The sequence below is a fragment of the Fictibacillus sp. WQ 8-8 genome, from assembly GCF_024494405.1.
Lineage (GTDB): Bacteria > Bacillota > Bacilli > Bacillales > Fictibacillaceae > Fictibacillus_C > Fictibacillus_C marinisediminis.
Map to the genome: position 1 here is coordinate 73,219 of NZ_JAMXKG010000002.1, position 26,994 is coordinate 100,212.

Annotated in this window: 24 protein-coding genes; 5 read left to right on the plus strand and 19 right to left on the minus strand. The window is 45.1% G+C overall.

Translation table 11 applies throughout. The features are described from left to right. Positions 1-981, minus strand: a complete 981-nt coding sequence (gene galT / locus M1K46_RS04115; RefSeq protein WP_256225050.1) for a galactose-1-phosphate uridylyltransferase — start codon at positions 979-981, stop codon at positions 1-3. A 463-nt stretch (positions 982-1,444) separates the two neighbouring features. Then, positions 1,445-1,837, minus strand: a complete 393-nt coding sequence (locus M1K46_RS04120) for a VOC family protein (RefSeq protein WP_256225051.1) — start codon at positions 1,835-1,837, stop codon at positions 1,445-1,447. 160 nt (positions 1,838-1,997) lie between these two features. Between M1K46_RS04120 and M1K46_RS04125 the strand changes: the two genes are divergently transcribed. Next, positions 1,998-3,200 (plus strand): ROK family transcriptional regulator, encoded by a 1,203-nt coding sequence (locus tag M1K46_RS04125; RefSeq protein ID WP_256225052.1) that lies wholly within the window; start codon positions 1,998-2,000, stop codon positions 3,198-3,200. Between the two features lie 83 nt (positions 3,201-3,283). Here the strand turns inward: M1K46_RS04125 and M1K46_RS04130 are convergent, their stop codons facing one another. Continuing rightward, positions 3,284-7,027 carry a S8 family serine peptidase gene (locus M1K46_RS04130; protein WP_256225055.1) on the minus strand — a complete coding sequence of 1,248 codons (3,744 nt, stop codon included), beginning with the start codon at positions 7,025-7,027 and terminating at the stop codon, positions 3,284-3,286. 234 nt (positions 7,028-7,261) lie between these two features. Between M1K46_RS04130 and M1K46_RS04135 the strand changes: the two genes are divergently transcribed. Continuing rightward, on the plus strand, positions 7,262-8,836 hold the full coding sequence (locus tag M1K46_RS04135) for a hypothetical protein (RefSeq protein WP_256225056.1): 1,575 nt from the start codon (positions 7,262-7,264) through the stop codon (positions 8,834-8,836). A 6-nt stretch (positions 8,837-8,842) separates the two neighbouring features. Then, positions 8,843-9,535 (plus strand): OmpA/MotB family protein, encoded by a 693-nt coding sequence (locus M1K46_RS04140; RefSeq protein ID WP_256225057.1) that lies wholly within the window; start codon positions 8,843-8,845, stop codon positions 9,533-9,535. Between the two features lie 229 nt (positions 9,536-9,764). Here M1K46_RS04140 and M1K46_RS04145 read toward each other — a convergent pair whose 3' ends face one another. The 3 genes from M1K46_RS04145 to M1K46_RS04155 all read right to left on the minus strand — a co-directional run bounded on the left by M1K46_RS04145 (position 9,765) and on the right by M1K46_RS04155 (position 12,055). Next, positions 9,765-10,274 (minus strand): GNAT family N-acetyltransferase, encoded by a 510-nt coding sequence (locus M1K46_RS04145; RefSeq protein WP_256225058.1) that lies wholly within the window; start codon positions 10,272-10,274, stop codon positions 9,765-9,767. A gap of 114 nt (positions 10,275-10,388) precedes the next feature. Next, on the minus strand, positions 10,389-11,036 hold the full coding sequence (locus M1K46_RS04150; protein ID WP_256225059.1) for a class D sortase: 648 nt from the start codon (positions 11,034-11,036) through the stop codon (positions 10,389-10,391). Then, complete coding sequence (locus M1K46_RS04155) at positions 11,036-12,055, minus strand: processed acidic surface protein (RefSeq protein ID WP_256225061.1); 1,020 nt, start codon at positions 12,053-12,055, stop codon at positions 11,036-11,038. Before M1K46_RS04155 ends, M1K46_RS04150 begins: the two co-directional genes overlap by 1 nt. Before the next feature lie 319 nt (positions 12,056-12,374). Between M1K46_RS04155 and M1K46_RS04160 the strand changes: the two genes are divergently transcribed. Continuing rightward, positions 12,375-12,647, plus strand: coding sequence for a hypothetical protein (locus M1K46_RS04160; RefSeq protein WP_256225062.1), 273 nt, complete (start codon positions 12,375-12,377; stop codon positions 12,645-12,647). A 216-nt stretch (positions 12,648-12,863) separates the two neighbouring features. On the opposite strand, the gene M1K46_RS04165 is transcribed toward M1K46_RS04160, so the two are convergent. Beyond that, positions 12,864-13,148 carry a hypothetical protein gene (locus M1K46_RS04165; protein WP_256225064.1) on the minus strand — a complete coding sequence of 95 codons (285 nt, stop codon included), beginning with the start codon at positions 13,146-13,148 and terminating at the stop codon, positions 12,864-12,866. Positions 13,149-13,343: 195 nt separating this feature from the next. Between M1K46_RS04165 and asnB the strand changes: the two genes are divergently transcribed. Beyond that, positions 13,344-15,164 carry an asparagine synthase (glutamine-hydrolyzing) gene (gene asnB / locus M1K46_RS04170; RefSeq protein WP_256225067.1) on the plus strand — a complete coding sequence of 607 codons (1,821 nt, stop codon included), beginning with the start codon at positions 13,344-13,346 and terminating at the stop codon, positions 15,162-15,164. A gap of 69 nt (positions 15,165-15,233) precedes the next feature. Here the strand turns inward: asnB and M1K46_RS04175 are convergent, their stop codons facing one another. The 12 genes from M1K46_RS04175 to M1K46_RS04230 all read right to left on the minus strand — a co-directional run bounded on the left by M1K46_RS04175 (position 15,234) and on the right by M1K46_RS04230 (position 26,896). Beyond that, positions 15,234-15,443, minus strand: coding sequence for a hypothetical protein (locus M1K46_RS04175; RefSeq protein ID WP_256225068.1), 210 nt, complete (start codon positions 15,441-15,443; stop codon positions 15,234-15,236). Between the two features lie 217 nt (positions 15,444-15,660). Continuing rightward, positions 15,661-16,089 carry a 3-hydroxyacyl-ACP dehydratase FabZ gene (fabZ, locus tag M1K46_RS04180; RefSeq protein ID WP_053356504.1) on the minus strand — a complete coding sequence of 143 codons (429 nt, stop codon included), beginning with the start codon at positions 16,087-16,089 and terminating at the stop codon, positions 15,661-15,663. 184 nt (positions 16,090-16,273) lie between these two features. Next, positions 16,274-16,582 (minus strand): DNA-directed RNA polymerase subunit beta, encoded by a 309-nt coding sequence (locus M1K46_RS04185; RefSeq protein WP_234293341.1) that lies wholly within the window; start codon positions 16,580-16,582, stop codon positions 16,274-16,276. A gap of 13 nt (positions 16,583-16,595) precedes the next feature. Next, complete coding sequence (locus M1K46_RS04190; protein ID WP_053356503.1) at positions 16,596-17,417, minus strand: flagellar hook-basal body protein; 822 nt, start codon at positions 17,415-17,417, stop codon at positions 16,596-16,598. A gap of 13 nt (positions 17,418-17,430) precedes the next feature. After that, complete coding sequence (locus tag M1K46_RS04195) at positions 17,431-18,261, minus strand: flagellar hook-basal body protein (protein WP_256225069.1); 831 nt, start codon at positions 18,259-18,261, stop codon at positions 17,431-17,433. Positions 18,262-18,387: 126 nt separating this feature from the next. Further along, a complete protein-coding gene (locus tag M1K46_RS04200; protein ID WP_256225070.1) occupies positions 18,388-19,389 on the minus strand; it encodes a rod shape-determining protein in 1,002 nt (333 codons plus the stop codon). A 185-nt stretch (positions 19,390-19,574) separates the two neighbouring features. Then, entirely contained in the window at positions 19,575-19,841 is a 267-nt protein-coding gene (gene spoIIID / locus M1K46_RS04205; protein ID WP_026677325.1) for a sporulation transcriptional regulator SpoIIID, read from the minus strand. Positions 19,842-20,481: 640 nt separating this feature from the next. After that, the gene (locus M1K46_RS04210; RefSeq protein WP_256225072.1) at positions 20,482-21,333 is read right to left on the minus strand and encodes a M23 family metallopeptidase; all 852 of its coding nucleotides are present in this window, start codon (positions 21,331-21,333) and stop codon (positions 20,482-20,484) included. A 192-nt stretch (positions 21,334-21,525) separates the two neighbouring features. Continuing rightward, positions 21,526-22,548 (minus strand): stage II sporulation protein D, encoded by a 1,023-nt coding sequence (gene spoIID, locus M1K46_RS04215; protein ID WP_256225073.1) that lies wholly within the window; start codon positions 22,546-22,548, stop codon positions 21,526-21,528. Positions 22,549-22,892: 344 nt separating this feature from the next. Continuing rightward, the gene (locus tag M1K46_RS04220) at positions 22,893-24,554 is read right to left on the minus strand and encodes a M4 family metallopeptidase (RefSeq protein WP_256225074.1); all 1,662 of its coding nucleotides are present in this window, start codon (positions 24,552-24,554) and stop codon (positions 22,893-22,895) included. Positions 24,555-24,802: 248 nt separating this feature from the next. Then, the gene (murA, locus tag M1K46_RS04225) at positions 24,803-26,122 is read right to left on the minus strand and encodes a UDP-N-acetylglucosamine 1-carboxyvinyltransferase (RefSeq protein ID WP_256225076.1); all 1,320 of its coding nucleotides are present in this window, start codon (positions 26,120-26,122) and stop codon (positions 24,803-24,805) included. 30 nt (positions 26,123-26,152) lie between these two features. Next, on the minus strand, positions 26,153-26,896 hold the full coding sequence (locus M1K46_RS04230) for a YwmB family TATA-box binding protein (RefSeq protein WP_256225077.1): 744 nt from the start codon (positions 26,894-26,896) through the stop codon (positions 26,153-26,155). Positions 26,897-26,994 lie beyond the last annotated feature (98 nt).

A 26,994-nucleotide genomic window follows, 5' to 3' on the forward strand; every position in this document is an offset into this window, starting at 1 on the left:
TTATTCCCCCTTACTTTCACTGTAACGCTTGATACATTGGCGCAGGATTTCTGCATTTTCTTCCACTTTGGTTGGATTAGCTGCTGCCCATCCTCCTGTTTCAGAGGAGGAATTAAATTTTAATTTGTCGTTAGCACGAAGCGGAGGATAGAACTCGATGTGAAACCGATAAAAATCCTTATACGGATCATTAGAGTTCGATGGACGCTGATGCATGACCATCATGTAAGGAAACAGCTTGTCATAGATTTTATCCATACCTCCGACAAGTTCTTGAAGCATATCCCCCAGTTCCGTTCTTTCTTCCTCCGTGAATTCGGTCAGTGCAGTCTTCGCTTCTTTGCTGACAATGTAAGCTCCGTACGGATAGTCCGTAAAGAACGGAATGAACGCAATAAAATGCTCACTTTCCAACAGGACACGCTCCCCGAACCGCTTTTCCTCGGCTACCATATCATCAAACATGTTCCGTTGGTTTTCTTCAAAATACTCTTTGCATGCTTCCAGCTCCGTTTTTACTTTTAACGGAATAAAAGGGTAAGCATACACCTGTCCATGCGGGTGAGGCATTGTAACCCCAACTTCCTCTCCGCGGTTTTCAAAGATCATGACATACTCATGATTCGGATCCTGATCCAGTTTGACGAATGTATCCGTCCAAAGGTTCATCAGCTTTTTCATATGATCTTTGGACAAATCAGGAATCGTGTCATAGTGGCCCGGTGAATACAGCACCACTTCGCACTTTCCATACGCTTCTTTCGTCTGATACAACCCGCCTCCTACTCCATCTGGTTTTGGAGGGTTTGGTGAAAGCACAGGGAAATCGTTGTGATACAGATGCACCTCATAGTTATCGGGAACTTTCCCGGATCCCGGGCAGAACGGACAAAAGTCTTTCGGCAAATGCGGTCTGTTCTGCCGGCTGGCAGCCACCATCGTCCAGTCTTTTAATAAAGGATTATATCTTAGCTCAGCCATACAAGCGCCTCCTGTCTTCTCTTTTTATTAATTTAATTAAATAAGTAGAGGGGTAAAAAGGGAGATGTGCCCCCCCCTTTACTTGTTGATCTTACGGTTTTCATTCTTAATGTTCTGAGAAGCTTCTTTTAAAGACATTTTTCCTTCATCCGTACATCGGCTTGTTGTTAAAGTATTCGTTGTTCTCCTTAAAATAAGCGACCTCTACGATCTGGCCAGCTTTCTGCACGGGTGTTCATCGCTTATACAGATTTCCCTGATTGAAGATCGCTGAATCAAAGCCCGCGATCCTGAACAGCCGGCAAGCATTCGGGTCAGCAATGCTGATATTGCTGCGAGCTTTCTTTTCAACAGGTTTTGTAAACGCCTTCCATGATCGTTAAAAGATACTTTGTTAAATTAAATTATTAAGTTTTAATTAGATTAACACACACTCTATTATTTGCATACTCCCATCTTAATGCTAGTCTTCTCTATCCGTATAATTGGAGATTTCAATTAGGTTTTCGTCCGGATCTCGAATATAGACAGAGTTAATCCTGCCCGCCGCCCCTGTTCGCGGTACAGGTCCCTCAATAACCGGCACTCCTTTTTGATCAAAGTGAGCGAGTACAGAAGTTAAAGGAAATTCAGTGATAAAGCAGAGGTCTGCTGAACCTGGAGTTGGGGCGTGTGCTTTTGGTTCAAATTCTTTGCCTGCTTGGTGAAGGTTAATTTTCTGGCTGCCGAATTTGAGTGCTTTTCGGTTTTTTTGAAAAGTAATGATCTCCATTCCTAATACATCATTGTAAAAATCACACGTTCTATCAATATCTTTTACGGTTAGAACAAAGTGATCCAAGCTGTTAATCTTCAATTCACTTCCTCCTTTTTGTCCCGGAATCAGGCAGTTTAAAGATATATAAATTTTATCCTATTCTATCGGTTATCGACAGCTTGATGGCTTCTGTTCAGAGCACAAAAATAACTGTATAATATATATTAATTAATTAATTAAATTAACTTGAGGTGTTTTCATGCAACGCGGCACGTTTCAATTGATGAAGTCGTTAAACCGGAACATAATACTGAATAAAATCCGTCTGGATGGACCCATTTCACGTGCACAGATCGCCAAAGATACGAAGTTGACGCCGCCTACAGTCAGTTCTATCGTAAAAGAGCTGATCGACTCGGGAATGATTAAAGAAAGTGAGCAAGGCGAGTCCAAGGGAGGGCGGAAGCCGACCATGCTGATCATTAATGCCGATAGCTTCTATGTTATCGGACTGGATGTAGGCCCTAAGGACATTAAGACCATCCTGACTGATTTAAACGGCAAGGTGCTTGAGTTTCATGAAAAGGTTCTTTTCAGTCCGCTTTCGAATCATGAGCTGCTCGATATCATGAAAGCAGAGATTCAGCAGATTATGGAGCAGTATGGTGAGGAAGAAGAGAAAGTGATCGGCATCGGCGTAGGGATGCATGGTGTAGTGGATGTGGAGCAGGGCATTTCCCTTTATGCACCAAACCTGAATCTGAGAAATATCCCGATAAAAGAGGAACTAGAGGTCAGATTCAGCCGTACGGTTAAGGTGGAAAATGATGCAAAGGCACTTGCTCTTGGCGAAGTTTGGTTTGGAAATGGAAACGGTGCGGACAGTGTGGTTGCGGTCAACGTCGGGACCGGCATAGGAGCCGGGATTGTGATAGATGGAAAACTGTTTCATGGCGAAAACTTTATTGCCGGAGAAATTGGACACATGACGATTGACATCGGCGGAAAGCAATGCAGCTGCGGCAACTACGGATGTCTTCAAACACTTGCAGCCGGCCCTGCCATAGCTGAAAAAGCGCAAAAAGAGGTAGCGATCGGAAGAGAAAGCATCTTACGGGAGATGGCCGATCACGATTTAGAGAAAATCGATGGAAAAATGGTTTACGAAGCAGCACTCCAGGGAGATGAGCTGAGTGTTCAAGTCTTGAAATCAACCGGGATCTATCTTGGGATCGGGCTGACAAACTTAATCCACCTCATGAATCCTAAACGGATTATTATTGGCGGAGGAGTATCCAATGCAGGAGATTTACTGATGGACAGCTTGAAGGAAACGGTTCAAAAGAAGGCGCTGACCGAAGCCGCAAAACATACCGACATCAGACTGTCTAAGCTTGGAAACAAAGCGACGGCAATCGGTGCCGTTTCTCTATTGCTTGTTGAATTGTTTTCGGTGAAATAAGAAAAGCTCCAGGGCGCTGGAGCTAAACATTAAAAAAGGTGCCAGGCACCCTGAAGGAATCAGGGACCTGGCGCCTTTTTATGTTATTTCTTTGTGATGATTACATTCTTCTCAACCGTGTTTCCGCCAAGGTCTGTCAGTTCAAGATGAACGGTATTTTTACCTTTTTTCAGGGAAACCTTTTGGCTGATTTTCTTCGTTAATGCTCTCTTTGCAAACGGCTCTTTAAAGTAATGGCGGTATGCCGCATTGTCGTTTACGAAGAAGCGCATCTCATCAAAGTTGTCCGCAAGCGTAATTTTAAGTGTTGCTGTTTTCGTTTTGCTTGACACTGTTTTCGGTGCATCTACTTTAATCGTTGGAAGAGTTGAATCCACAATCACCTGGCGGCTGAAGGCCACTCGGTTTCCGCTTTTATCAATCGCTTCAACCTTGAACGATTGGATGTTATCAGAAGTATAGGTAATCTTCTTGCTGAAATCGTACTGCTGTTTTGGTGCATTCCATACAAGCTTTGCAGGTTTGCCGTCGATCATGAATGATTTCAGTCCAGAATCATCCGTCACATGTCCGGTTACAGTCACTGTTTTGGAAGAAGTGATGCTTAACGCTTCAGGTGAATCTACTGTGACACTTGGTACGCTTGTATCTTTCCCGCTCATATTAACATTTTTCATTACTGAGTTACCTGCATAGTCGTAAGCAGCAAGAACTACTTTCGCGTGGCTAGGAAGGTCATTCAGCTTATATTCGCTTGCAGAAGAATCAAGCGGCTTGGAAAGAACGCTTTTTCCGTTAACTAAAACATCGTAGTAAGCTACGCCTGTTCCTTGATCGCCCGCTGTCCAGGAAAGCGTATGGCTATCTGCATTCCATTTTGCAGTAACAGCAGGATCTTTCGTATCGACATACACAGGGAACAATGCTTTTTGCCACTTAGCTTTCGGATAATCAACCACTGAACTTACTTGGTAGTAGTACAATCCGTCTTTTACTTTAGAACCATTCACCGTTCCATCCCAGGCAGCTTCTGTGACAGGAGTATACCCAGGTTCAGAACCGCCGTCATAATAGTTCTTCACCACATCTTCTTGTGTATCCAACTTGCGAAGTGATGTTTTATTTCTGTCAAGGATGGAGTATTCCACTTTTTTCGCGTTTCTTAGGAAAGAAAGCACCGGGAACGCTTCATCATAAAGCCCGTCTCCATCAGGTGAGAAAGAAACTTTATCTTTTAACACATTTTTCGATGCATCGCTTCCAAGGAACTCAAAGTCATCGTTCACTTCAGCAGCCAGGCCTGTCACTCCGTAGAACGTGTTGTCGTCATATACAGGAGCGTCAATGATCGGTGCTTTGTCCCATTTTCCGTGGAAACCAACGTATGGAACGCTTAGCTCAGGATATTTGTTGCCTGCATCTATTAATCTTACAAAACCTTCTACAAAGTAGCCGTTTTTGAAGATTTTGTCGAGCGGCATGTCATTAGCCCAGTCTACGGTATCTTTTAGATCGACCGTAACATTTACAGTTGCTGTGCTTTTTGCTTTGATCGCAATACTGCTCGCTTTCTTAGAACCAGAAGTGAAAGAAATCGGGAACGTTCCTCTATTCGGATCCTCTGAATCTCTTGTTCCATTTTTAAAGATTCCATCTGCTTCAAGCAGGTTCATGCCTTGAAGTGCAAGGTCTGTTTGAACATTGCCCGCAAGCTTGTACGTTACGTCTTTGGAGCTGTAGTTTTTAAGATTTAAAGTAAAGGTGAATTTATCGCCTACTTCTTTTACGGCTGCTTTTCCTTCACCTGATTTTGCTTCTGTTACAACCACTGGAGTTTTCATTGCCGCATGAAGGTCCATTAATCCTGCACCTTCAAGGCGTGGAGAATAGTAGTTTCCAGTTTGGCTCTCTGTATTGAACAAGCCATGATCGGCTTGCGGTCTTGATGTGTTCATTAAGATGTTTTTGGCGAGTTTAACGCGGGTTGCCCCTTTAACTTTGAAATCTTTGTCCACTCTTTCCATCACGAGAGCAGCACCGCCGGCAACATGCGGAGCAGCCATGGACGTTCCACTCATCACCCCATATTGGTTGTCGTTAAGCGTTGAATAAATCTTCCCGCCTGGTGCAGTGATTTCCGGTTTAAAGTCAAGGTTCGGTGTCACGCCCCATGAACTGAAATCAGACATCTCTCCTGCGTTTGGATTGGATGCGGAAATGGCTTTACCATCAAAAATCACTTCAAGCTTCTTGCCTTCTTTCGCTTTTGCTTCGAGCTGGTTGCCGTCAGCAATGCTTAAAGACACAAGAGGAATCGCCGGTTTGTCGAGGGCCATGTTGACGTAATCGCCATGGTCCACTCTACCTCGGATAATCACGCCTGCTGCGCCTTGCTTTTCAGCTTCGTGCTGAATCTTGGCGTAGTTAAAGTCACCGTTTCGGACAACGAAGACCACTTTTTCCTTCACATCTTTGCCTGTATAGTTAGGCGGGCTGCCGTCACCGACATAAACGACTTCCATCTTATCTTTATCAAACGTGCCGATCGGATTTGGAGATTCCTGCTTTTGGTAAGCAATGTATCCCATATCTGCTCCGTCTACTTTTAAGTTCATGCCTTCAAGTGTAAGCTTTGTGTTTTCAAGTGAAGCAACTTGAAGAGCTTGTCCGATCAATCCAGGAGACCCAACTACTCCTGTATCTGGATTAGACGGATAAGGGTTTCCTGCTCCATGTCCTGCGTAAGCAGAGTTGCCTGCAGAAATGGCACAAAGAATACCGTTGTTCGTTGCGTTCTGAATCGCTTTTTCCTCAGGGTCATCATGCTGTACGAATGCAGCTATTGATCCAAGGCTCATGTTGATCACATCAGCACCGAGTACAATCGCATCGTCGATCGCTTTAATATAAATATCACTGAACGTGGACGGCATTCCAGGGTCGTTTCCGAATACTTTAAGCGCTAAAAGCTGTGCTTCAGGAGCCACACCTTTAATTCCGCCATTGTCTTCGTCCCCGTTCGCTCCGACAATCCCTGAAACGTGCATGCCGTGCATGGAAGCACCAGGGCCAAGGTCGCGGATTTCATTGTCATGGTCCGCATAGTTGTATCCGTAAGGTACTTTTTCAGTAAAGTAGCTGCCTTTCAGTCCTTTGGAGTCTTTAAGGCCGTTCACTTTCCCGGATGTCAGCTTCACTTTTGTATCAGGGCTGAGCACCATATCTTTATGTGAAGGATCGATGCCAGTGTCGATAACAGCCACGACCGTTCCTTCACCTTTATATCCATAGTCCTGCCATGTTTCTTTTGCATGGATGATATCCTTGCTGTACAGCATGTTCGGCTTGTCCCCGTTAATTGACTCAGGACGTTTATATTCATGCGCAATATGTACATCTTTCACACCGTCAAGCTTTTCGATATCTTTAATATCACCATATTTGACTTCACCACTGAAGCCGTTAAGTACAGTTGTAAAGCTTTCCTTATACGATACCGGGATGTCTTCCTTCGCGATGTCCTCTTTCACTTCTTTTTGTCCATTGGCCAATTTTTTGGTCAGCGACGTTTTTTCGCTTGAGCTCAACGAACTGTAGCGCTTGTTTTGTGCCTGCGCATACTGAATCGCTGGTTTTTGATCAAGTTCGACTACTACGCGAACCTTATCATTTTTGCCGTATTTCTCTTCTTGAGGCAGTTTTTTAAGATCCAGGCCTTGAGGCTTTGTTCCCGCTGCCTTGCTGTGAGACGGCAGATTCCCCTGAGCATATGCCAGGTTGGAAAACGTCATGATAAATGCTGTCATCAACGCAATCCGTTTCTTCATCCAGTTTCCCCTTTTCTCTGTTTGAATTTTCTCTGGGTGAATGATCTTGCTGCTTTAAAAAACCAAAATTTCCATAATTTTAGTTTAATTCCATTATTCAGAAATCGCAATTTATATTTATTTTTTTTGATTTCTTTTTTTGGGTGCCAGGCACCGTGCGTTACATACTTGTGTAATAGCGGTGCCTGGCACCTCATATGCTTGTATGAATGGAAACGGGGAGGGATGGACAGCATGGATTCGTTGACGATGGCCGTTGTGGGAGTGATTTGCTTTCTTGTTTTTACTGGTTTGGTGGGATACGCCCAGACAGGATACCGCCTGAAGATGTGGATCAGAGAACTTCAGGAGCTTGAATCACAGGGAACGGCACAGCCGCGGTCCCGCTGGATACAGCGTGTTTGTTCGGATTACAGGCAGTATCATCTATCAGGAGTCTCATCATTGAATTCACAGGCGCTGATTGAAAAGCACCTTTTCCAGGAACGCATCCCTCTTCTTGGACTGATGCGCGTTCCTGTTGGAAATATCCAAAAGGTTCTGCAGCAGCTGCCGGCTTTTACGATTATTCTCGGTGTGCTCGGCACCTTTATCGGCCTCACTCTATCTCTCCTGTCCATGCAGGATACGCTGTTCAGGCTCGGAAGTTCTGCCTCTGGCCCGAATATGACCATGAACTCCATCATCTCATCCTTAACTGCTCCTTTTGAGGGAATGAGCGTTGCTTTTATAACAAGTATCGCGGGTATAGGAGGGGCCCTTATCCTCAATATTCTCCAGACAGGCTTTCTGTCCAGGGGATCTTCCCTTACGTACCTGCAGGGCAAGGTGATGTCGGACTGTGAAGTTTACCTGGACCATGCCTTCAACTGTCTTCTTTTACAGGAAAAGCCGCAGGATTCCGCCGAACGGCTGCTTGATCGCCTTGCAGCCAAAGTTGAGGAGAGCTTCCAAAAAAGCGTGGGCCATTTCGGAGCCTCTATGACAGAATTTACAGCTGGATTAAAAACCGCCATGGAGGACGTAAAAGGAATCTATGAAGCACAGCGTCTTCACAGTGAATCGTTTGCGGCTTCCGCATCAACTCTTGAACAGTTCGGCCTGCAGTTCCATAAAACCATTGAAAAACAAGATTCCATGCATAAAGCGGTCGACCAAAGCATTTCGGTGCTGGCCGCCCAGATCAAATCATTTGAACAGCAGCTGCAAAAAAGCACGGAACGCCAGAATGCAGGGCAGCAAACATTTGAGCTCCTGATCCAGCGTTCCGATAAAGTGCTGGCTGAATCACAGCGCCGCTCAGAAGAATTCGCCGGAAACATGGCACGCGCCCTTCAGGAACAGCTTCAGCACTACGCTAATCAGCATGATGCACTGGAGAGCAGGCTGGGACAGAAACAGGAGGAATGGTACTACCGCTATTCCGAAAAACAAGGAGAATACGGCAGAGCTGCCGCTGACTTCGCGTCCTCTGTCCAGCAGCTTGAAAAGGGCTTCTATAATGCCGTTGAACATATGAAGCGTGACTTTGTCGAGCAGATCCGGAATGTGCTGGAGCGAGAACGGCAGCTCAGCCAGCAATCCGGTCCGCAGCGAGGCGATGATATGAGAGAACTTGCCCGTACCCTTGAGAACCTTTTCCACGGGCTTTCCCGGGATTTTACGAGCAGCAACCGCACCCTTGGCGACATGTATCATCTTCTTCAGCGCATGTATCAGACGGCTATGGATAATCAGACCGTCTATGACTCCCGTGACCGGGACAATGAGTCAAGGCTTATCAGTTCGCATGAAATTAAAAGGCGGTGATGAACCGTGCGCGCCCGGAAAAACGTTTTTGCAGAACAGCCTCAGGAAGAAATCTACTGGCCCAGCTTTACGGACATGATGGCCATGATGGTGCTCATCATGATTTTCATTGCCATACTCGCATACGTCCAAAGTATTTATAACGCCTATGATCAGTCACAGATCAAACAAGAACTGCATCAGGTAGCGGATGTTAAAAAACACATCTCGGACCTGATTGAAAAACAGCTTGAACAGAATGTAGGAAAAGATAAAGTTGTACGCGGCCCGAACAATACGATCTCTGTAGAAGGAAACATATTATTTGATACGGGGAGCGCCGAGGTCAGCGCACAGGGCAAGAAGGTACTGAACCCTTTGGCTGATGCACTCGCCGCCATCATCGACGAGAAGGATATGAGTAAATATCTTTATATTATCCTGGTGGAGGGCCATACCGATTCGGTACCGTATGACAACTGGTCCCTTTCCACAGAGCGGGCAGTTGCGGTTGTAAAATATCTCGCCAAAGCCAATCCGAAACTTGCACGCCTGCCATATGCCCAGTACCTGGCCGCCACAGGATACAGCGAATACAAGCCCATCGCCAAAGGAAGCTCAGCAGCAGCCCTGCAAAAAAATCGCCGGATCTCCTTTCAAATCATTTTAGATGATGATAAATGGCAGAATAAGCTGAAGGATATTGTTAATCAGCAGTAACAGAGTCATTCTGAAGTCTTTAAGGGAATTGCTATCGACTCGTGCTTGCCTGAACCCGTTTACTTGCGGTTCGACACGTATTACTTGCGGAAACAGCTCTATTACTTGCGATTCGACAAGCTTTATTTGCAGAAATCGTCGTGTTACTTGCGGTTCGACAAGACTTACTTGCAAAACACATCATTTTCATAAAAAACGCACTCGCCCATCAAAAAAACGAAGGAAACGCTTATCCCTTCGTTTTTTCTGTGTTCAGCATGAGCTGGTAAAAGTGAACATCCTGCCACTCATCAAATTTGTAGCCTACTTCTTTAAAGTTGCCGACAAATTCGAAGCCAAACTTTTTATGCAGTTTTACACTCGCTTCGTTTCCGCCCGTAATGCTGCTGATTACGGTATGGTAGCCAAGATCAGCCGCCCTTTTCAGAATATCCTCCATTAAGGCATTGCCGATCCCTTGGCCGCGGAATTCAGAAGATATGTATAATGATAATTCAGTTGTGCGGGAATAGGCCGCTTTATCTCTGAACGGGCTAAGACAGCAGTATCCCGCCACTTTGCCGTCCAGTTTCGCAACAATCAGCGGAAAGTCGCCGCCGTATTTTTCAAACCAAACCTTTCGTTCTTCAAGTGTCTGCTCTTCTAAATCAAATGTAGCCGTCAGCGTTTTTATCGCATCATTATATATGTCCAGGATAGCTGGCAAATCGCGAAGAAGTGCCTCTCTTATATTCACCATGATATTCCTCCTCATGACTGTTATCTTGATGGTCTATGTTTACTGTACCAGAGTTTTTCCGAGAACGACAAAACAAAAACGAAGGGAAATTATTCCTCCCTTCGCCATATCTCTCTATTTCTTTGAACGTTCTGATGAGATCAGAAAGGCTTCCAATATATATCGCTTTGGAGCGGCACCAATATAATTGAACGGATAGCACGTACTGACCGTTAACACCGCGCGCGGTTTTGGAACGATCACCGTGCGGTCATCTTTGTCCACTATTCGAACCTTCCTTACTTTATACGTAAAGGTTCCGGCTGATGTCGTCACTTCAAGTTTGTCGCCTTTTCCTACTTTTCCGAGGCTGCGGAACACAGTGTCACGGTGGCCGGAAAGAACAGAGTTGTCCTTTTCACCAGGAAGAACGCTGTCTTTAAAATGGCCGACTCCTTTTTCCAGTTCATCTTCATTCGTTCCATGATAGATTGGCAGTTTCGCTTCCAATTTCGGAATGTAAAGGGTGCCCATCTTTTCCCCAATCGCTGGACGTTTGGCATACAGTGGCGCTTCACGTTTTTCCTCGTTTGTTTTTGCCGGCTTTTTCACAGGTTCGTGCAATGCTTTTGATTCCACTTTTTCACCGGCAAAATAACCACGTGTGTAACTAATGATATTCTTCGAAAACATTCCCAGGCCGAGAAGAATGATCACAATCGAAAAAGAAAGAAGAACAGCCTTTTTGGGCCGTCTTCCTCCTTCTTGGCGTCTGGTTGCCATTACGACATCCTTGCTCTTCTATATAGGAATAGCCCTGCTCCGGCAATTGCTAAGCCAGCAAGTGCGCCGTCAAGATTGTTGGAATCCGTCTTAGGCAATTTGCCGCCATTCACGGTTCTTGGCTTTTTGGCGACTGGCGCTGACAATTTTACTTCTTGTTTAACGGTTTGCGTAACCTTGCCTACTGTTGTTGCGCTGTTTCTAGCCTCGTCTGACGTGATCTTCAAGTCCGCAAGCATTTTTCCGTTCAGATCAAACAGTTGGATCAAAAGATAATCTCCGTCCAATACTTTCATCTGCATCAGCTCTCCTGCAGATACCGGTGTTTTCTTGCTGCCGTCTACAATAAAGAAGTTCGCTTTCATTTGGAAAATGGACATGAGCTCTTCAAAAGCGTTCCCGACTTCCTGGATCTGTGCTTTCGTCGGCTTTTCCGGATCGATGCTCATCATGCGCTCAGCAATGGATTCCAGTCTTTTTTCTGTATCTGGGGAGTTTAGATCTTTCTCGATGGATATGAGGTGGTCCTGCAGGTTTTGAATCTCAGCCGGAGTCAAATCTACTTCTGCCAGAGCCCCTTGAATCTCTTTTTCAATCTCCTTCATATCAGGCATTTCTTCATCAGGTGCCTGCAGGTCTGAAACCGCAAAGTACAGGTCATCTACATAAATATAGTCCTCGATGGCTTCTCCGTTCTTTGCTAAAAGATCCTTAAGCTGCTGCTCGTTCAAATCTAAATCAGTATAGATCTCATCAAGATTGCTGTTGTCGCTCTTGATGACAGCCCCGAGCGTTTCTTTCAGTTCATTGATGTCCTCAAAATCTGACAGCTCCATCCCCGCATAATCGGACAGATAGTTTTGGTAATCCTCTTTGCTAATTTCATAGCCGCGTTCATTGCTGATTTGTGCGAGATAGGCTGTAAGATCAGCATCCTTTATCCCTGCTGCAAACGCGTTTGCAGGCACAAAATAAAAGGCTATGAGAACAGCCAGCAAGCTTAATAGAATCTTTTTCATTCTTTCCTCCTGAAATGTGTTAGTTTTCCTTATATTAGTATAAATTATTACAATATAATTACATGTGACTTTTTTACTATTTATGAGAATAAAAAATGGAAGATTTACTCACTGCTCGCAAAAAAAGGCAAAAAAAAGACCGCCTCTTTAGGAAGCGGGGGACAAAAAGATATATAAAAAAGGGGGTACTTCTATCATTCCCGAAATCTCTTTTTTTATCCCTCATTTTTATAAAAGTTTTATAGTTTTTTTTTATGTCTCTAAAAACAAAAAATCGGGTATGACTAGTAAGAATGCATAAATGAAAGGAGAATGCACATTGCGTTACTTTATTAACATGAAGAGAGAGTTTAAAGATGAATTCGGCAAGGTGTATACCTTCGATCCCGCCCAGTGCAGGGAGAATGAAGATGAGATCGAGCTCATGAATCAGCTTGATACGATGGATATTGGAAAGCCTTATATTTTTCCGAAAAACGCTGTAGCTGAAATTACGAAACAAGAGTATGACCGGCTGACATCAGCAATCCATAAAGGAGTAGAAGGAGCTGACGCCCGGGAAGAGATTCTCTCAAAATACTCCAGAGACTGACTAACCGCTTGCAGAAGCGGTTTTTTTATTGTTCTTTTTTAAAGGCCTTTCTAAAAGGCTTTGGGAAAAGAGCCTTCATTGATCAGTTGATTGGAGTGCAAGGTGCGAGACTCCTGCGGGACGAGCGTGACAGGTGAAACCCGCAGGCGCAAGCGCCGAGGGGTTCAGCGCACGCCCCGCGGAAAGCGAGCAGCCTGAAACGGAAATCAACCACTCTCAGTAAGCAACAAGGATGACGAAAGCAGCCGTGGTTTCTTCTGGAGCGCATTCTTGTAGATAATCTTCATCGCTAAGTTGATTGGAGTGCAAGGTGCGAGACTCCTCGAAAATGAATTTCACATTTTCTTCGTGCGATATAACGCTGCCAAAGCCTTCCTTGTCCTGCGGGAGCAGCGTTACAGGTGAGACCCACAGGCGCCATGCGCCGAGGAGGTAGGCGCTTGCGCCGGTAAGGCTCACCGCCCGCCCCGCGGAAAGCGAGCATCCTGAAACGGAAATCAACCACTCCTAAGAGCAACAATGGTTACAAACAGCCTTTTTTTAAGAATCCTCATAACGGACTATTGTGCAGCATAGCCGGAGTATGGCAAACCCGATTGTTGAGGTTTATAAATGGTCCTTAGTTCACGTTTACGTTAACGTTATACTATGTTACGATAGTCCACGCATCATTAATTAGCGTAAGGAGATGTTAGTATGTGTGGTATTGCAGGCTGGGTTAACTGGTCAGAAGACCTCTCTCAACAACAATCTATTCTGCGGGACATGACAGGAGCGATCGAGCATCGGGGACCGGATGCAGACGGCTTTTGGTTTTCGCCTCGAGCAGCCTTCGGTCACCGGCGCCTGATTGTTATCGATCCTGAAGGCGGGCTTCAGCCCATGCTTCATGAACAGGGAGAGCAGACACTTGCTCTGACCTATAATGGTGAGATTTATAATTTTATTGAATTAAAAAAGGAACTGGAGGAACGGGGCCATACTTTCCGTACCCATTCAGATACAGAAGTTCTTCTTCATTCTTACATAGAATGGGAAGAAGAATGTGTCGATCATTTAAATGGTATCTTTGCTTTTGCCATCTGGGATGAAAAGAGGCAGAAACTGTTCATGGGACGTGACCATCTTGGGGTCAAGCCTCTCTTTTATGCACAGCGCGGCAGCTCCATTATTTTCGGCTCTGAGCTGAAGGTGCTGCTCGCCCACCCGGCTATTGAGCCTGAGGTGGACAAAGAGGGCCTTGCAGAAGTATTTTCTCTCGGCCCGATGAGCACTCCGGGTGTTGGTGTTTTTAAGGATGTAAAAGAAGTACGCGCCGGACACAGCATTACGTTTACAAGCAGCCAGACGCGCGTCAGACAATATTGGAAGGTGCAAAGCAAAGAGCATACCGATGACGTTCAAACGACTGCAGAAAAGATTCGATCTCTGCTCGAAGATACGGTAAAACGCCAGCTCATTTCCGACTTGTCGCTCGTATCCATGCTATCCGGCGGACTCGATTCCAGCGGATTGACAGCACTTGCAGGAAAGGATTTTAAAGAAGCAGGAAAGATTCTTCATACGTATTCCATTGATTTTGCCAACAGTGCAGAACATTTCCAGACGGACTTGCTCCACTTGGGGCTTGATGAACCTTGGGTAAAACGCGTGTCTGAACACGTTGGAACTCAGCATCACTCTACTGTCCTTGGGGCTAATGATCTGTTGGACAACTTCCTGAAGCCGCTGTATGCAAGAGATCTTCCAGGGCTTGGAGAGATGGAGACCTCCCTCTATCTTCTGTTCAGAGAGATGAAAAAGGACGCCACCGTCGCTCTCTCAGGAGAATCTGCGGATGAGGTATTCAGCGGATATCCTTGGTTCCATCAGGATGAGTTCCTGAATGGCAGCACGTTCCCATGGCGCCAGAGCCGCGGTAACTTTGGCAATATCCTGTCAGGGGAAGCCAGCGCCTCTATACGGCCTGATGAATACGCGGATCGCCGCTATCAGGAAGCATTGGCAGAAGTTCCTGAATTGGCCGGCGAGAGCGAGCTTGGAGCCAAACAGCGTCAAATGTCGTATCAGTTCATCACGCGCTTCCTGCCGTTCATGCTCGACCGTAAAGACCGCATGAGTATGGCCGTCGGCTTCGAAGTCCGTGTTCCATTCTGTGACTATCGCTTGGTCGAATATCTCTGGAATGTTCCGTGGGAAATGAAAAGCGTCGACAACATCGAAAAAGGAATTCTTCGCCGCGCATTAAAAGGCTACCTTCCTGACGATGTCAGAAACCGCCGCAAAAGTGCCTACCCGACCGCACAGGATCCGGTCTATTTTGGAGCCATCAAAAAATGGCTCATGGACATTGTGGAAGACAGCAATGCACCGCTTCGTCCATTGATCGATACGAATAAAATCAGAACGGTCGCTGAAGGTAAAACCGGAATGAGTGAGGGACAAGCCACAAAGCTGATGGAATATCTCATTCACGTCAACACTTGGCTGAAAGATTACCACATCAAACTTGTATAAAATGGTGCCTGGCACCTTTCATGAAAAAAGCACACCCGCGCTCGCGCGCGGATGTGCTTTTTTTATCATTTATTGATCAGACGATTCAGTATCAGTGCTCGTTTCTTGATCCCGCTTGCTTTCATCTGTACTGGTTTGATCTGCTTGTTTTTCATCATCTACTTTTTGTTCTGTGCCTGTGCCGCTTTCCTTTTTCTCGGTGTCGCTGTTGTTGCAAGCTGTCATTAACATAATCGCCATAAGAGAAGCCCCAATTTTCATTAAGAAACTTTTATTCATCCCATCGTTCTCCCTTCGATTAGCTCAGATTAGAACCGCTCCGCTTCACCATGTACCAGCGGCTCTATCCACACTATAGCAGGAAAACATCCCATTTAGTCGCGATTTACCAATACCTTACATAGCCTTTACAGTGCCTTAAAAAAAGAAAATGGTGCCAGGCACCGGCTTTTGACATATGTCAAAAAGCGGTGCCTGGCACCATCAATTACAGAAACTATCTTCCAACAGCAAATGTGATTTCAGCGTCCATTGCGAGCTCGCCGTCCACTGTTGCCGTTACTTTCCCTTTTCCGATTCCTCGGCGAATTTGAAGCAGCTCCACTTCCATCAACAATGTGTCTCCCGGTCTTACCTGGCGCTTCCATCTTACTTTGTCTGCACCGGCAAACATGGCGATCTTTCCTTTGTATTCATCCAAAGACAAGAGCGCCACCGCTCCGGTTTGGGCACAAGCTTCTAAGGTTAATACGCCTGGGAAAATATTATAATCAGGAAAATGCCCATTAAATACTTCCTCGTTGGCCGTAATATTTTTCTTTCCGACCGCACGTTTTCCCGGCTCGAGCTCTTCAATTGTATCAAGAAGCAAAAATGGATAACGGTGGGGGATGATTTCTTTGATCTGTTCAATGTTTAGTTTCATACCGAGATACTCCTTTTCTTTCTGGTTTACGGTTCTATTGTTTCTATGTATCTCTGCACATTATACATGATAAAAAAAGGTTAATCCAATAGGCCGAGAGGAAGAGAACGGGTTACCGCTCCCCAGTCAAAATAAAAAGAGAGCCGCAGCTCCCTTGTCTCTTCACATCATTCTATTCGCTATACTACTTATCTTTGTTCACCAAATCAGAGATATGCGTCCATGTCTCTTTCTTGAACACATCCCCTGCTTTGCCATCGCCTACAACTGAATAGCCAATCACAGATCCAACTACAAGGCAGATCACCATTAAAACAAAAATTACAATCAGACGGAGCCAGATCGGAAAACGGCGTCTTTTTGACTTCCCGGTCTTTTGCTCTTTCTTTTTGTTTTCCCGCGATTTTGGATTCTTTTCTTTAACCGCTTCCTCTTGCTTCATCACTGCCATTTTATTTTTACGGTATTCTTCCCTGCTGAGCTCGTTCGCCATTTTTCATCACCTGTTAACGAATTCCGTTGACAAGCCCCATCATTTGGTCAGCCATCGTAATGGTGCGTGCGTTGAACTGGTAGGATCGCTGCATATTGATGATATCCGTCATTTCATTTCCTGTATTTACGTTGGACATCTCAAGGGCACCCTGCTGCATATTAACGCTAGCCGGATTTGCCGCCCGAACCACTTGATTTTCATTTACACCAGCCGGAATTCTAAAATTGTGCCCCACCGCTTTAAGCAGCTGGGGATGGACGACATCAACGAGCGCCATTCTGCCGCTGTTGACGACCCTTCCATTACTTAACGTTACCGAAATATTCCCGTTTTGTCCAATAGAAATTTCTTTGTATCCGGCAGGAATACGAATCGGCCCTTTATCACCCATCACCGCACTGCCGTCAGAGGTAACGAGTTCAAGGTCACCCTTCCCTCCTCCTGGCTTTAAATAAAACGCACCATCACGTGTGTATTCCGTTACAGTTTTTCCATCGGTGTCCTTTTTCTGGACCTGGAAAAAGAGCTCAGGGCTCAATAGGGCGATGTCCAGCGGGCGTTCTGTCGTCTTGATCGCCCCCATCTCCAGGCTGACTGCCGTAGAGCTGACTCTCGCACCGCTTCCTGCACGAATTCCCACAGGGGTAAGGCGGCCGACTTCATTCTTGCTATCAAATTTATTATTGATCTGCTGAAAAAGAAGGTCAGAAAATTGAACATTTCTTCGCTTAAAGCCATTAGTATTGCTGTTTGCCATATTGTTGGCCGTTGTATCGAGCTTCTGCTGCAGCTGTCCCATGGTCACTGAAGCGTTAATCATAGATGTATTCAATGTCTGTCCCTCCTTATCCGATCTTTCCTACTTCATTCGCTGCTTTTTCCATGCTTCGGTCATAAGCCTGAAGCACTTTTTGATTGGCTTCAAATGAACGGTAAGCTTCCATCATATCTGTCATGGATTGTTCAGCATCTACATTGGAACGTTCAACAAACCCTTGTTTTACTTGATAGGCGACCTGCGGATTTGCTGTGGCAGAGCCTAGTTTCTGAGTGCCTTGAAGCTTCAATAAGCCGTTGCCCTCTTTCACCAGATCCATCGGGTTCGTAATCAGTGCCACTCCCAATCTCCCTGCATTACGGCCGTGATCAAGAATGACGCCCTCTCCGTTTACTGTGAAATTTTCATCAGAGACAGTGATATTTTTTCCGTTTGTATCCAAAACATAGTTCCCGTCCGCTGTAACCAGATTGTTTTTGGCATCTACGGCGAAATGGCCGTTCCGTGTATAGCGTGTTTCACCTGCGGCGGTTTCCACCATATAGAATAAAGACCCTGGCTTGCCCGTTTTTTTATCGATTGGAACGGAACCCTGCACGAGAGCAAGATCGGTGTTCACACCACTTTCCTGCATATCTCCCTGAACAAAGTTCGGAATGGCTTCCTGCATGTAGACACCTGTCGCCAGCTGGCCGCTCTGTTTTTGGCCTGGAATGGTTAATGGCGTTTTCCCGTTTGAGTCCATTCTTTCTAACAGCATGGAAGGAAACGTCCTAAGCGATGACTGATCTGCCTTATAGCCCGGTGTGTTGATATTGGCAATGTTGTTGCTCAGCATTTCCTGGCGCCGCTGCTGAGCAATCATTCCGGCAGCTGCAGTATAAAATCCTCTTAGCACAGTGGTTCCCCCTCTTTTTCGCACACTTCTTCTTGTCTTTATTATCGGCAAATACTTTTGGATGTTTATGCTCGAACAAAAAAAAAGACCCCCTTTTTTATGAAAAGCAGGTCTTGGAATTACGCTTTATCTTATTTTCCGTTTTGGAAGCTTATCAATGTGTTCAAGCATTAGGCCCGTACCGTTTGCTACAGCCTTCATCGGTTCCTCCGCTATAAAAATAGGAACCTTAAGCTCCTCGGCGAACAGCTGGTCAATACCATGGAGCAATGCCCCTCCGCCCGTTAAGATAATTCCGCGGTCAATGATATCCGCAGACAGCTCAGGAGGCGTTTTTTCCAGAACGCTTCTTGCTGCCTGAACCATCATCATGACCGGCTCAAGCAAAGCTTGTGTGATTTCTTCTGAATGGATGGTAATCGATCGCGGAAGGCCTGTTACCATGTCACGCCCGCGAATATCCATCTCCTCATTTCGAGCACCAGGGAAGACGGTGGCCACGTTCAATTTAATGTTTTCTGATGTTCGTTCTCCGATCAACAGCTTATATTCTTTCTTGATGTAGTTTAGGATTTCACTGTCAAGCTTGTCCCCACCCATCTTAATGGAAGAAGCCGTAACGATATCGCCCATGGATAATACCGCAACGTCTGTTGTTCCGCCGCCGATATCTACTACCATGTTGCCGCTCGGCTGGAAGATATCCATACCTGCTCCAACAGCCGCCACTTTCGGTTCTTCTTCCAGATAAATCGCTTTTCCTCCGCATTTTTCAGCGGCTTCCCGAATCGCTTTTTGTTCAACAGAGGTAATGTTTGCAGGGGTGCAGATCAGAATTCTCGGTTTGGTAAACATACCCTTTACATTTATTTTATTAATAAAATGTCTTAACATCTGCTCTGTTACTTCAAAATCAGCGATTACTCCATCTTTTAACGGACGGATCGCCACGATATTGCCTGGAGTACGTCCCACCATCCTGCGGGCTTCTTCACCTACAGCAAGCGCTTTCCCCGTGTTTGTGTCAATCGCCACAACAGATGGCTCATCCAATACAATTCCTTTTCCTTTAACGTAAATCAGTACATTGGCCGTACCGAGGTCAATACCAACATCCCTTGAAAACATTCATATATCCTCCCTGTATGTTCCGCAACGCTTTACAAAAATCGTCAATTTTCGAATTTCTATCCAATAAAACATTCTATCATAAGTTTTGTTGAACCGGGAAAAAATATGTTAACTTTTTTGTATATTTCCTGAACGCACAACAGCGGCATGCATTTTATGCACGCCGTGTGAAGTGGTGTATCTTATTGTACGACTTCCTCTGCACCCTTTTTGTACTTTACCCGTGTCGCTTCACCACCCCGTAGATGTCTGATAGACTTATGGTACTCTAAAATTTCTTTCACGTTGTTCGCCAAATCCGGGTTGATTTCAGGTAATCGTTCCGTTAGATCTTTATGAACGGTGCTTTTCGAGACACCAAATTCTTTTGCGATCATACGCACTGTTTTTCTTGTCTCCACGATATACCTTCCTATCTTGATGGTTCGTTCTTTGATGTAATCGTGCACACCACTCGCCTCCCCAAATTGGATGTGAGAGATGCGATAGAGACTTCTATGTTCAAGCTACGCGACCTGTCCTTGTGTGTCGTCTCCATGAAGTCAGAGTGTCCCGTCCCCTTTTCACCGCAGCCATACTACGTCTTCTCACCGCTCACCCTCAAAAGAATTGTAGGTTTTGTAACATCTTATTAAGACGAACGTACTTATATGCCAAAATCTCAAGAAGGACAAGGGAAAAAAGAAAAGCTGAAGGACCTGATTAGGCCCGACAAGCGCTGGAACTCTCACACAGCAACACGCTCTTTGTGTTGAGGTGGGGGAGTGAAGGGACTCGAGGGCCTGGGTCCTGAAGCTGGATCGAGAAAAGCTGAAGGACCTGGTTAGGCCCGACAAGCGCTAGAACTCTCCTAAAGGAGCACGTGTTTTGTGATCATGCTGTGCATTACTTGCGGTTTGGCAAGGTTTACTTGCGAAAATGCTCTGTTTATTTGCGATTATGCCTCGTTTACTTGCGAAAATGTCCTGTTTACTTGCGAAATTGAGGACTTTACTTGCAAAGCACATCATTTTCATAAGTAGCCCACAGGAAACACTACTTTCCCCCAAAAAAGCAGCCCGCACATCGCGGGCTGCTTTCTCAATTTGTTCAGTTATCGTTTGCAGATGACTGTTTAGAGTTTTCGCTGGTTGAAGAAGATTCTTTTTCTTTGTTTTTCTTAGGAGCAGTACTGCTGTCCTGAACACTGTCAGATTTGCTTTTTTCAACTGAAGCTTTCTCTTCCTTATTGCTCGCTTGTTCTTCCTTATCCGCTAGCTTCTCAATTTGGGAAGCCGATTGGTTCCATGCAGATACAGGATCTACAGCGATTCCATCTTTGCGGATTTCAAAGTGAGCATGAATTTTGGCGTCCTTGTCATACAGGTTTTGGCCGGCTGTACCGACAACTTCACCTTGGTTTACTCTGTCGCCTTCTTTCACTTTTACAGAGGCTAAAGAAGAGTAGTGTGTAACAAGGCCGTTCGTATGCTCAACTTCAACAACGTAGCCAAGCTCTGGATCTTTCACTGATTTTGTAACATTACCACTCATGGCAGCAGCGACATCAAATGTTTTTCCGCTCTCAGCAGCAAGGTCAATTCCTTTATTTTGGTAGTAGATATTATTATAAAATACGAGAGCAGCTTCTTGTTCTTTAGCAGATGCATCAGGATCAAAGAATTCTTTTTTAATCGCTACGCTGTTTGGATCCTTTGCCGGCATCTTGAATACTTCTTTAGAAACACTTACCGGAACGGCTTTATTATGATTGTCAAAAGCACTGTTCGGCGTATCCTTAGAATTAGAAGCTTCATTTTGATACCACAAGACGGAAGCTAGTACTACTGCGGCAAAAGCGAGATAGACTGCCGGATATACCCAGCGTTTTTTCATAAACCTGCCCACTTTCCTGCTTTTTAGCGGAACTGTTTTTTGGGATTGTTTTTCTTCATCTTTCATTTTTATCATCACCTCAGCAATCATTCTGAACAGGATTCAGAAAATATATACTTTGGTATGAAAAAAATTGGGATATTATTTTTCGACAAAGACTTGAATACTATGCATGATTCCCAAAACTTTATTTTTCTCCGCAGGATTAGGAAGGGGTTAAACACAAAAGACCCGGCTTTTTCGCCGGGTCTGGAAGGGTTACTGCTTTGCGGTGGAACGGCCAGGATCAGGCTTGTATTCTGAAATGGCCACTCCTTTGTAATAGTATTTTACAATTTGCTTGTAGTTCTTGCCGGCCTTCGCCATGCCGTTTGCTCCATACTGGCTCATCCCCACTCCATGGCCGAAGCCTTTCGTCACTGCAATCACTTCTTGTTTCTTTTTCGTCAGCGTAAAATCGGCTGAGCGAAGACCCAGTTTTTCACGGATCTCTTTGCCCTTAAAGCTTTTTCCGTCAATGGTCATACGGGCGATCCGGTTTCCTGCGGTTTTCTTTGTTACCGTGCCCACTTCTCCGTCCTTTTGAATTACGACCCCCAGCCTTCTCTCAACATCCAGCAAAGAGATCTCCTGTTTCTGGACGAATTTAGGAGTGTTTTGATCCCACGGGCTTTTTACGCTTTTTAGATAAGGATATTTCGTTCCCCAATAGTCCTCGCTGTTTTCGGTATAACCATTGCTTGTTGAAAAGAAACTCGCAAAGATCGGTTTCCCGTCGTACGTTAAAATCTTTCCTTTCGTCTCTGCTACCGCTTTGGTGATCTTCTTCATCTTTTCTGGATATTCGTCTCCCCACAGCTTCTTCAATTCATCATCATTTTTGTAGACCTGATGAAGAATGGAATCCGTCACAGCCGCCCCGCCTGGAAGGTTTCCCCCTTGAGCGCTGTCCAAAAGCCTGGCGATGTACGTTCTGGCTGTTAACGCTTGAGCCTTTAACGCCTCAAGTTTAAAGTCAGCGGGCATTTCAGAAGCGACCACTCCTTTGACGTACTCCTCGAGCGCGACCTTTTCCACCTTTTTCTCAGCTGTGCGGTAGACGGGTACAGCAAGTGTCGATGCTAGACTCGGTATGGCAGCTCGTTTGATTTCCTTCGGCTTTGTCTCTAGCAAAAAGGATGATTTGGAAGAGTAGGGTAGCACGAGCAAAGCCGGAAGAAGGACGGTGACCACAACAAAGACAGAGACGAAGAAGGTAATCGGCTTCATTTTCATGAACATTCGGCCTGGCCTCCACTGAATTGATTAGTCTTTACAATTTATGGAGGGAGACAAACTATTAGAACTTGTTTTTCCTTTCAATCTCAGTTCTACTTTTCAATCTCATAGAAAAAGGGGCTGTCCTGAAAGTCGAAAATTGACCTTCAGGCAGCTCCTTTGACGTGAAAAATCTTCAATGAAAAGTTGATTGGAGTGCAAGGTGCGAGACTCCTGCGGGACTAGCGTGACAGGTGAGACTCCCGCAGGCGCTTGCGCCAAGAGGCTCACCGCACGCCCCGCGGAAAGCGAGCAGCCTGGAGCGGAGATCAACAGCTACCAGACTTCTTGGACAGCCCCTTTGCTTTTTAATAGACGCCAACTGCATCAAACGACTTGTTGACCGAGTTGACTTCCGCAGAGCCTGATCCATACAGATCAGCTGCCGCTTGAACGAGCGCAGCTCTCGCTTGGCTGAACGTGGCGTTCGACGTGAGATAAACCGTGTTGGCGCGGTAATAAATCGCTCCAAGCTTGCTGTTGCCGATGCCAGTAACCGTTACGCCGTAATGGGTTCCTCCAACTGCAAGCAGATAAGCCTGCTTATTGATGATGCCGCTGTTCGTATGGACACCCCCATTGTCACTAGTTCCAGTATAACGTTTGGAATAGTGGTCTGGATCGCCATATTTCGCAGGATCGCTCATCGAACGAAGAGCATCATTCGGTGTATTCGGTGTGTAGATGTCTTCTCCGATTTCATAATCCGGATTACGGTTGTCATAATACTCGACAAGCGTTCCAAAGATATCAGAAATAGCTTCGTTTAATGCACCTGATTCATTTTGGTACACCAGATTGGAGCTGCGTTCCGTAACCGCGTGGGTTAATTCATGCCCTATTACATCCAGGCCGCCGGATAACGGAATAAAAGTAGTTCCGTCACCATCTCCGTAAACCATTTGCGTCCCGTTCCAGAAGGCGTTGTTATAGCTGCGGCTGTAATGGACAGTCGATTTTAGTGCTCCGCCTTTATTATCAAAGGAGTTGCGTCCAAATACGTTTTTGTAGTAATCATACGTCACTCCGGCATAGTAATGAGCGTCTACCGCTGCACCGTCGTATGCGGCATTATATGTGTTATCAGCATCCGCCCATAATGAACCTGGAAGGAATTGGCGGTTCTTTCCGTCATATGTAAAGATCCCGCTTCCTCTCGTATTATCCTGTAAGTAGTAGGTTGAACCGGATAACAAGGTTCTCAACGTTTTTGAGTCACCAAGCACACCCTTTCCTGTTCCGGTTGCATTGGTTCCGGTTAAGGTTCCTCCTGGTTTGGAAGCAGCCTGCCCACCATTTGCTTCGTCAAGGTTATTATACTTGTTCACAATCTTTCCTGTAGCTGCTTCAACAAAATAGTTATAATTCCCCGGCTTTGGAGACAGGAAATTTAAATTTACAAGATAGGCATAAACAGCTTTTTCACCTGATGTGTAGACAACAAGATCGGCTGTCGGTGCCTTTTCATAATCGGGGGTATATCCAAGATCTTTAACTGCCTTGGCGATTGCCTTCCTAGCAGAGATTTTCTTAGTATTTTTCAAGCTGCTCTTTTGATCAAGGTTCGGTACAGTTGAACCTGAAACCACTGTCAAAACTCCGTCTCTGTCAACATGAGCTACCTGAGTAGAACCCCAGACAGGAACTCCCTTATATACTTGCTGCAGGCGCAAAACAGTGGAACCTAGCTTGTCCTTTTGCTGAGATTGAACAGCAAAAGAATCTTCCGCTTTTTGTGACCCAAAATTATATGCACTCTTATGCTGGTTTAAGTAACCAAGAACAACAGCTTCGGCATTATGTCCAGAGGCTTTCGTCAACTTTCCAGAAACAAATTCAGGCGTACCTTTTTGTTCGCTTATCTTGTAATTGGACAGCACATTTTTTGGTGCTGCTAAAGAACTTGCCGGTGTAAGAGCCGATGCTGCCAAACCAAATGATAATCCCAATGCCAGAGCCTTTTTCTTCATCGATCATATCCCCTTTGTCATGTATAGAATGGCCTTGCTTGATTTAATAGTACATGAATTATATTTAATTTCAAACTATTCTAAAAATTTTGAATATATACTCCCAGTCTTTCTTCACTTTCTATATCAACTAGGTCATTTCCCTTACTTTTTAATAGCGGAATTCTTATGCTCTTCTTACTATCCTTTCAAACCCGCAATAAAAAAAGCTCCCTGCAATCTGCAGGAAGCTTTCTTTAAACTATAAATTAAGCAAGATTAGATTTTAATGATACCGATGATTTCTCTTCTGCTGGAGCGGCTGTTGATTCTTCGTTAACACGCTCGATGTCAGCTCCAAGATCATGAAGTTTTTCAGTAAATTTCACATAGCCGCGGTCGATATGTTTAAGCTCAGTTACACGCGTATAACCGTCAGCTGCAAGGCCGGCAAGGACCAGTGCTGCTCCCGCTCGCAAATCAGTTGCTGCAACCTCGGCTCCCTGTAATGATACAGGTCCGTTGATTACGGCAGAGCGGCCTTCGATTTTAATATCTCCGTTCATGCGGCGGAATTCCTCAACATGCATAAAACGGTTTTCAAACACAGTTTCTGTAATGACACTTGTACCGTTTGCCCGAAGAAGCAATGCCATCATCTGAGACTGCAAATCTGTCGGGAAGCCCGGATGCGGCATAGTTTTAATATCAACTGGTTTTAATTCTTTCGGACCAATGACACGAAGACCAGTTTCCTCATCTTTAATGGTAACACCCATTTCTTCCATTTTTGCGATTAATGGGCGAAGGTGCTCGGCAATCGCGCCTTCAACAAAAACGTCTCCGCCAGTAATAGCTGCAGCAACCATGTACGTACCTGCTTCAATGCGGTCAGGAACCACAGCGTGCTCCGAACCTGAAAGCTCTTCAACACCTTCGATACGGATTGTACCAGTACCTGCGCCTACTACTTTTCCTCCCATGGAGTTGATGTAGTTTGCAAGGCAAACAATCTCAGGCTCTTTAGCTGCATTTTCAATAATGGTTGTTCCTTCAGCAAGGGCAGCAGCCGTAATAATGTTTTCTGTTGCTCCTACACTTGGGAAGTCCAAATAAATTTTTGCACCTTTAAGGCGGCCATCTATGCTGGCTTCAATAAATCCATTCCCGATTTTAACAGTGGCACCCATGGCTTCAAAGCCTTTTAAGTGCTGATCGATCGGACGTGATCCAATTGCACAACCGCCAGGAAGTGCGATTCTCGCTAATCCTACGCGTGCAAGCAAAGGTCCCATTACCAAGAAGGATGCACGCATTTTACGAACATATTCAAATGGCGCTTCTGTTTTTAAAGCTCCTGAAGCATCCACTTGGATCTCGCCATTCTCAAATTTAACTTCAATATTTAAATAACGCAGTACCTCGTTAATCGTATATACATCAGCAAGGGTCGGCACATCTTTAATCGTGCTTGTGCCTTTACTGGCTAAAATGGATGCTGCGATGACAGGCAGTACCGCATTCTTTGCTCCTTCAACTTTAACAGAGCCTTCTAACCGCCTACCACCACGGACAATGATTTTTTCCAACGAAATTCCCCTCCGCGTCCAATTTCTATATTAATATTCAGACGTAATTATTGGTGTTCCAATTGTGACGGCTGTTTGGCCGCCCATTCCTTGATTTCTAATTGCAATCTGCAGATTCATAGCTTTGTGAGCTGTATTAATTTTCTCATCCCAATGCTTAGTATATGCCGAGATTGATACAAACGTCTCTTCCTTCAGTTCTTCGACAGGAACAGCGGAGAACGTTGTCATGAGCTCAAGTGCTTGTTTATACAAACCGACGTCCATTGTACCACTATGTACCCCTGTGATACAAGAGAAAGTTGAAGTTTCTCCTTCAAAATAGGTAGCGACCCTACTCTGAAACGATCGTGCAAAATGCTGAAATTGATTTTTATTCCAGCCCTTTCCTTCGACCGCATAAACAAGATACGTTGCAAGCTTTTCTTTTTGGGGGTATCCCACCAGCGTAAGGCGCTCTTTTATGCTCCCTGCTTGAGAATATCGCACCCCAGTAATCTTTAAATGTTCTTGCATATTCATATTGTTCCATTTATAACCTTTAGCTGCATTCTTTAATAATGCCGCTTTTTGTCGATACCCATTTAGATCGGAAGTAAAACCTGCACTTCCTTTAGTATAAAGCGACCATTTTTTCACAATAATACCTTGCTCGTCCATCGCTTGCTTCATGTCCGAAATTTTGCTTATATTTGCTGCTTCTCTTGCTAGCACACTCTCATAAGAATGAACCAATAATATAATAGCAAAAAATAAAACAATACTCTTTTTCATTTTATTCCACCCGTCCTCTCCTCTATTCTCATTCTTGCCAGAGGACGGTCCATTATTCATGGAAGTTGCAGTCATATTCCGACAGAAACTTCACCTTA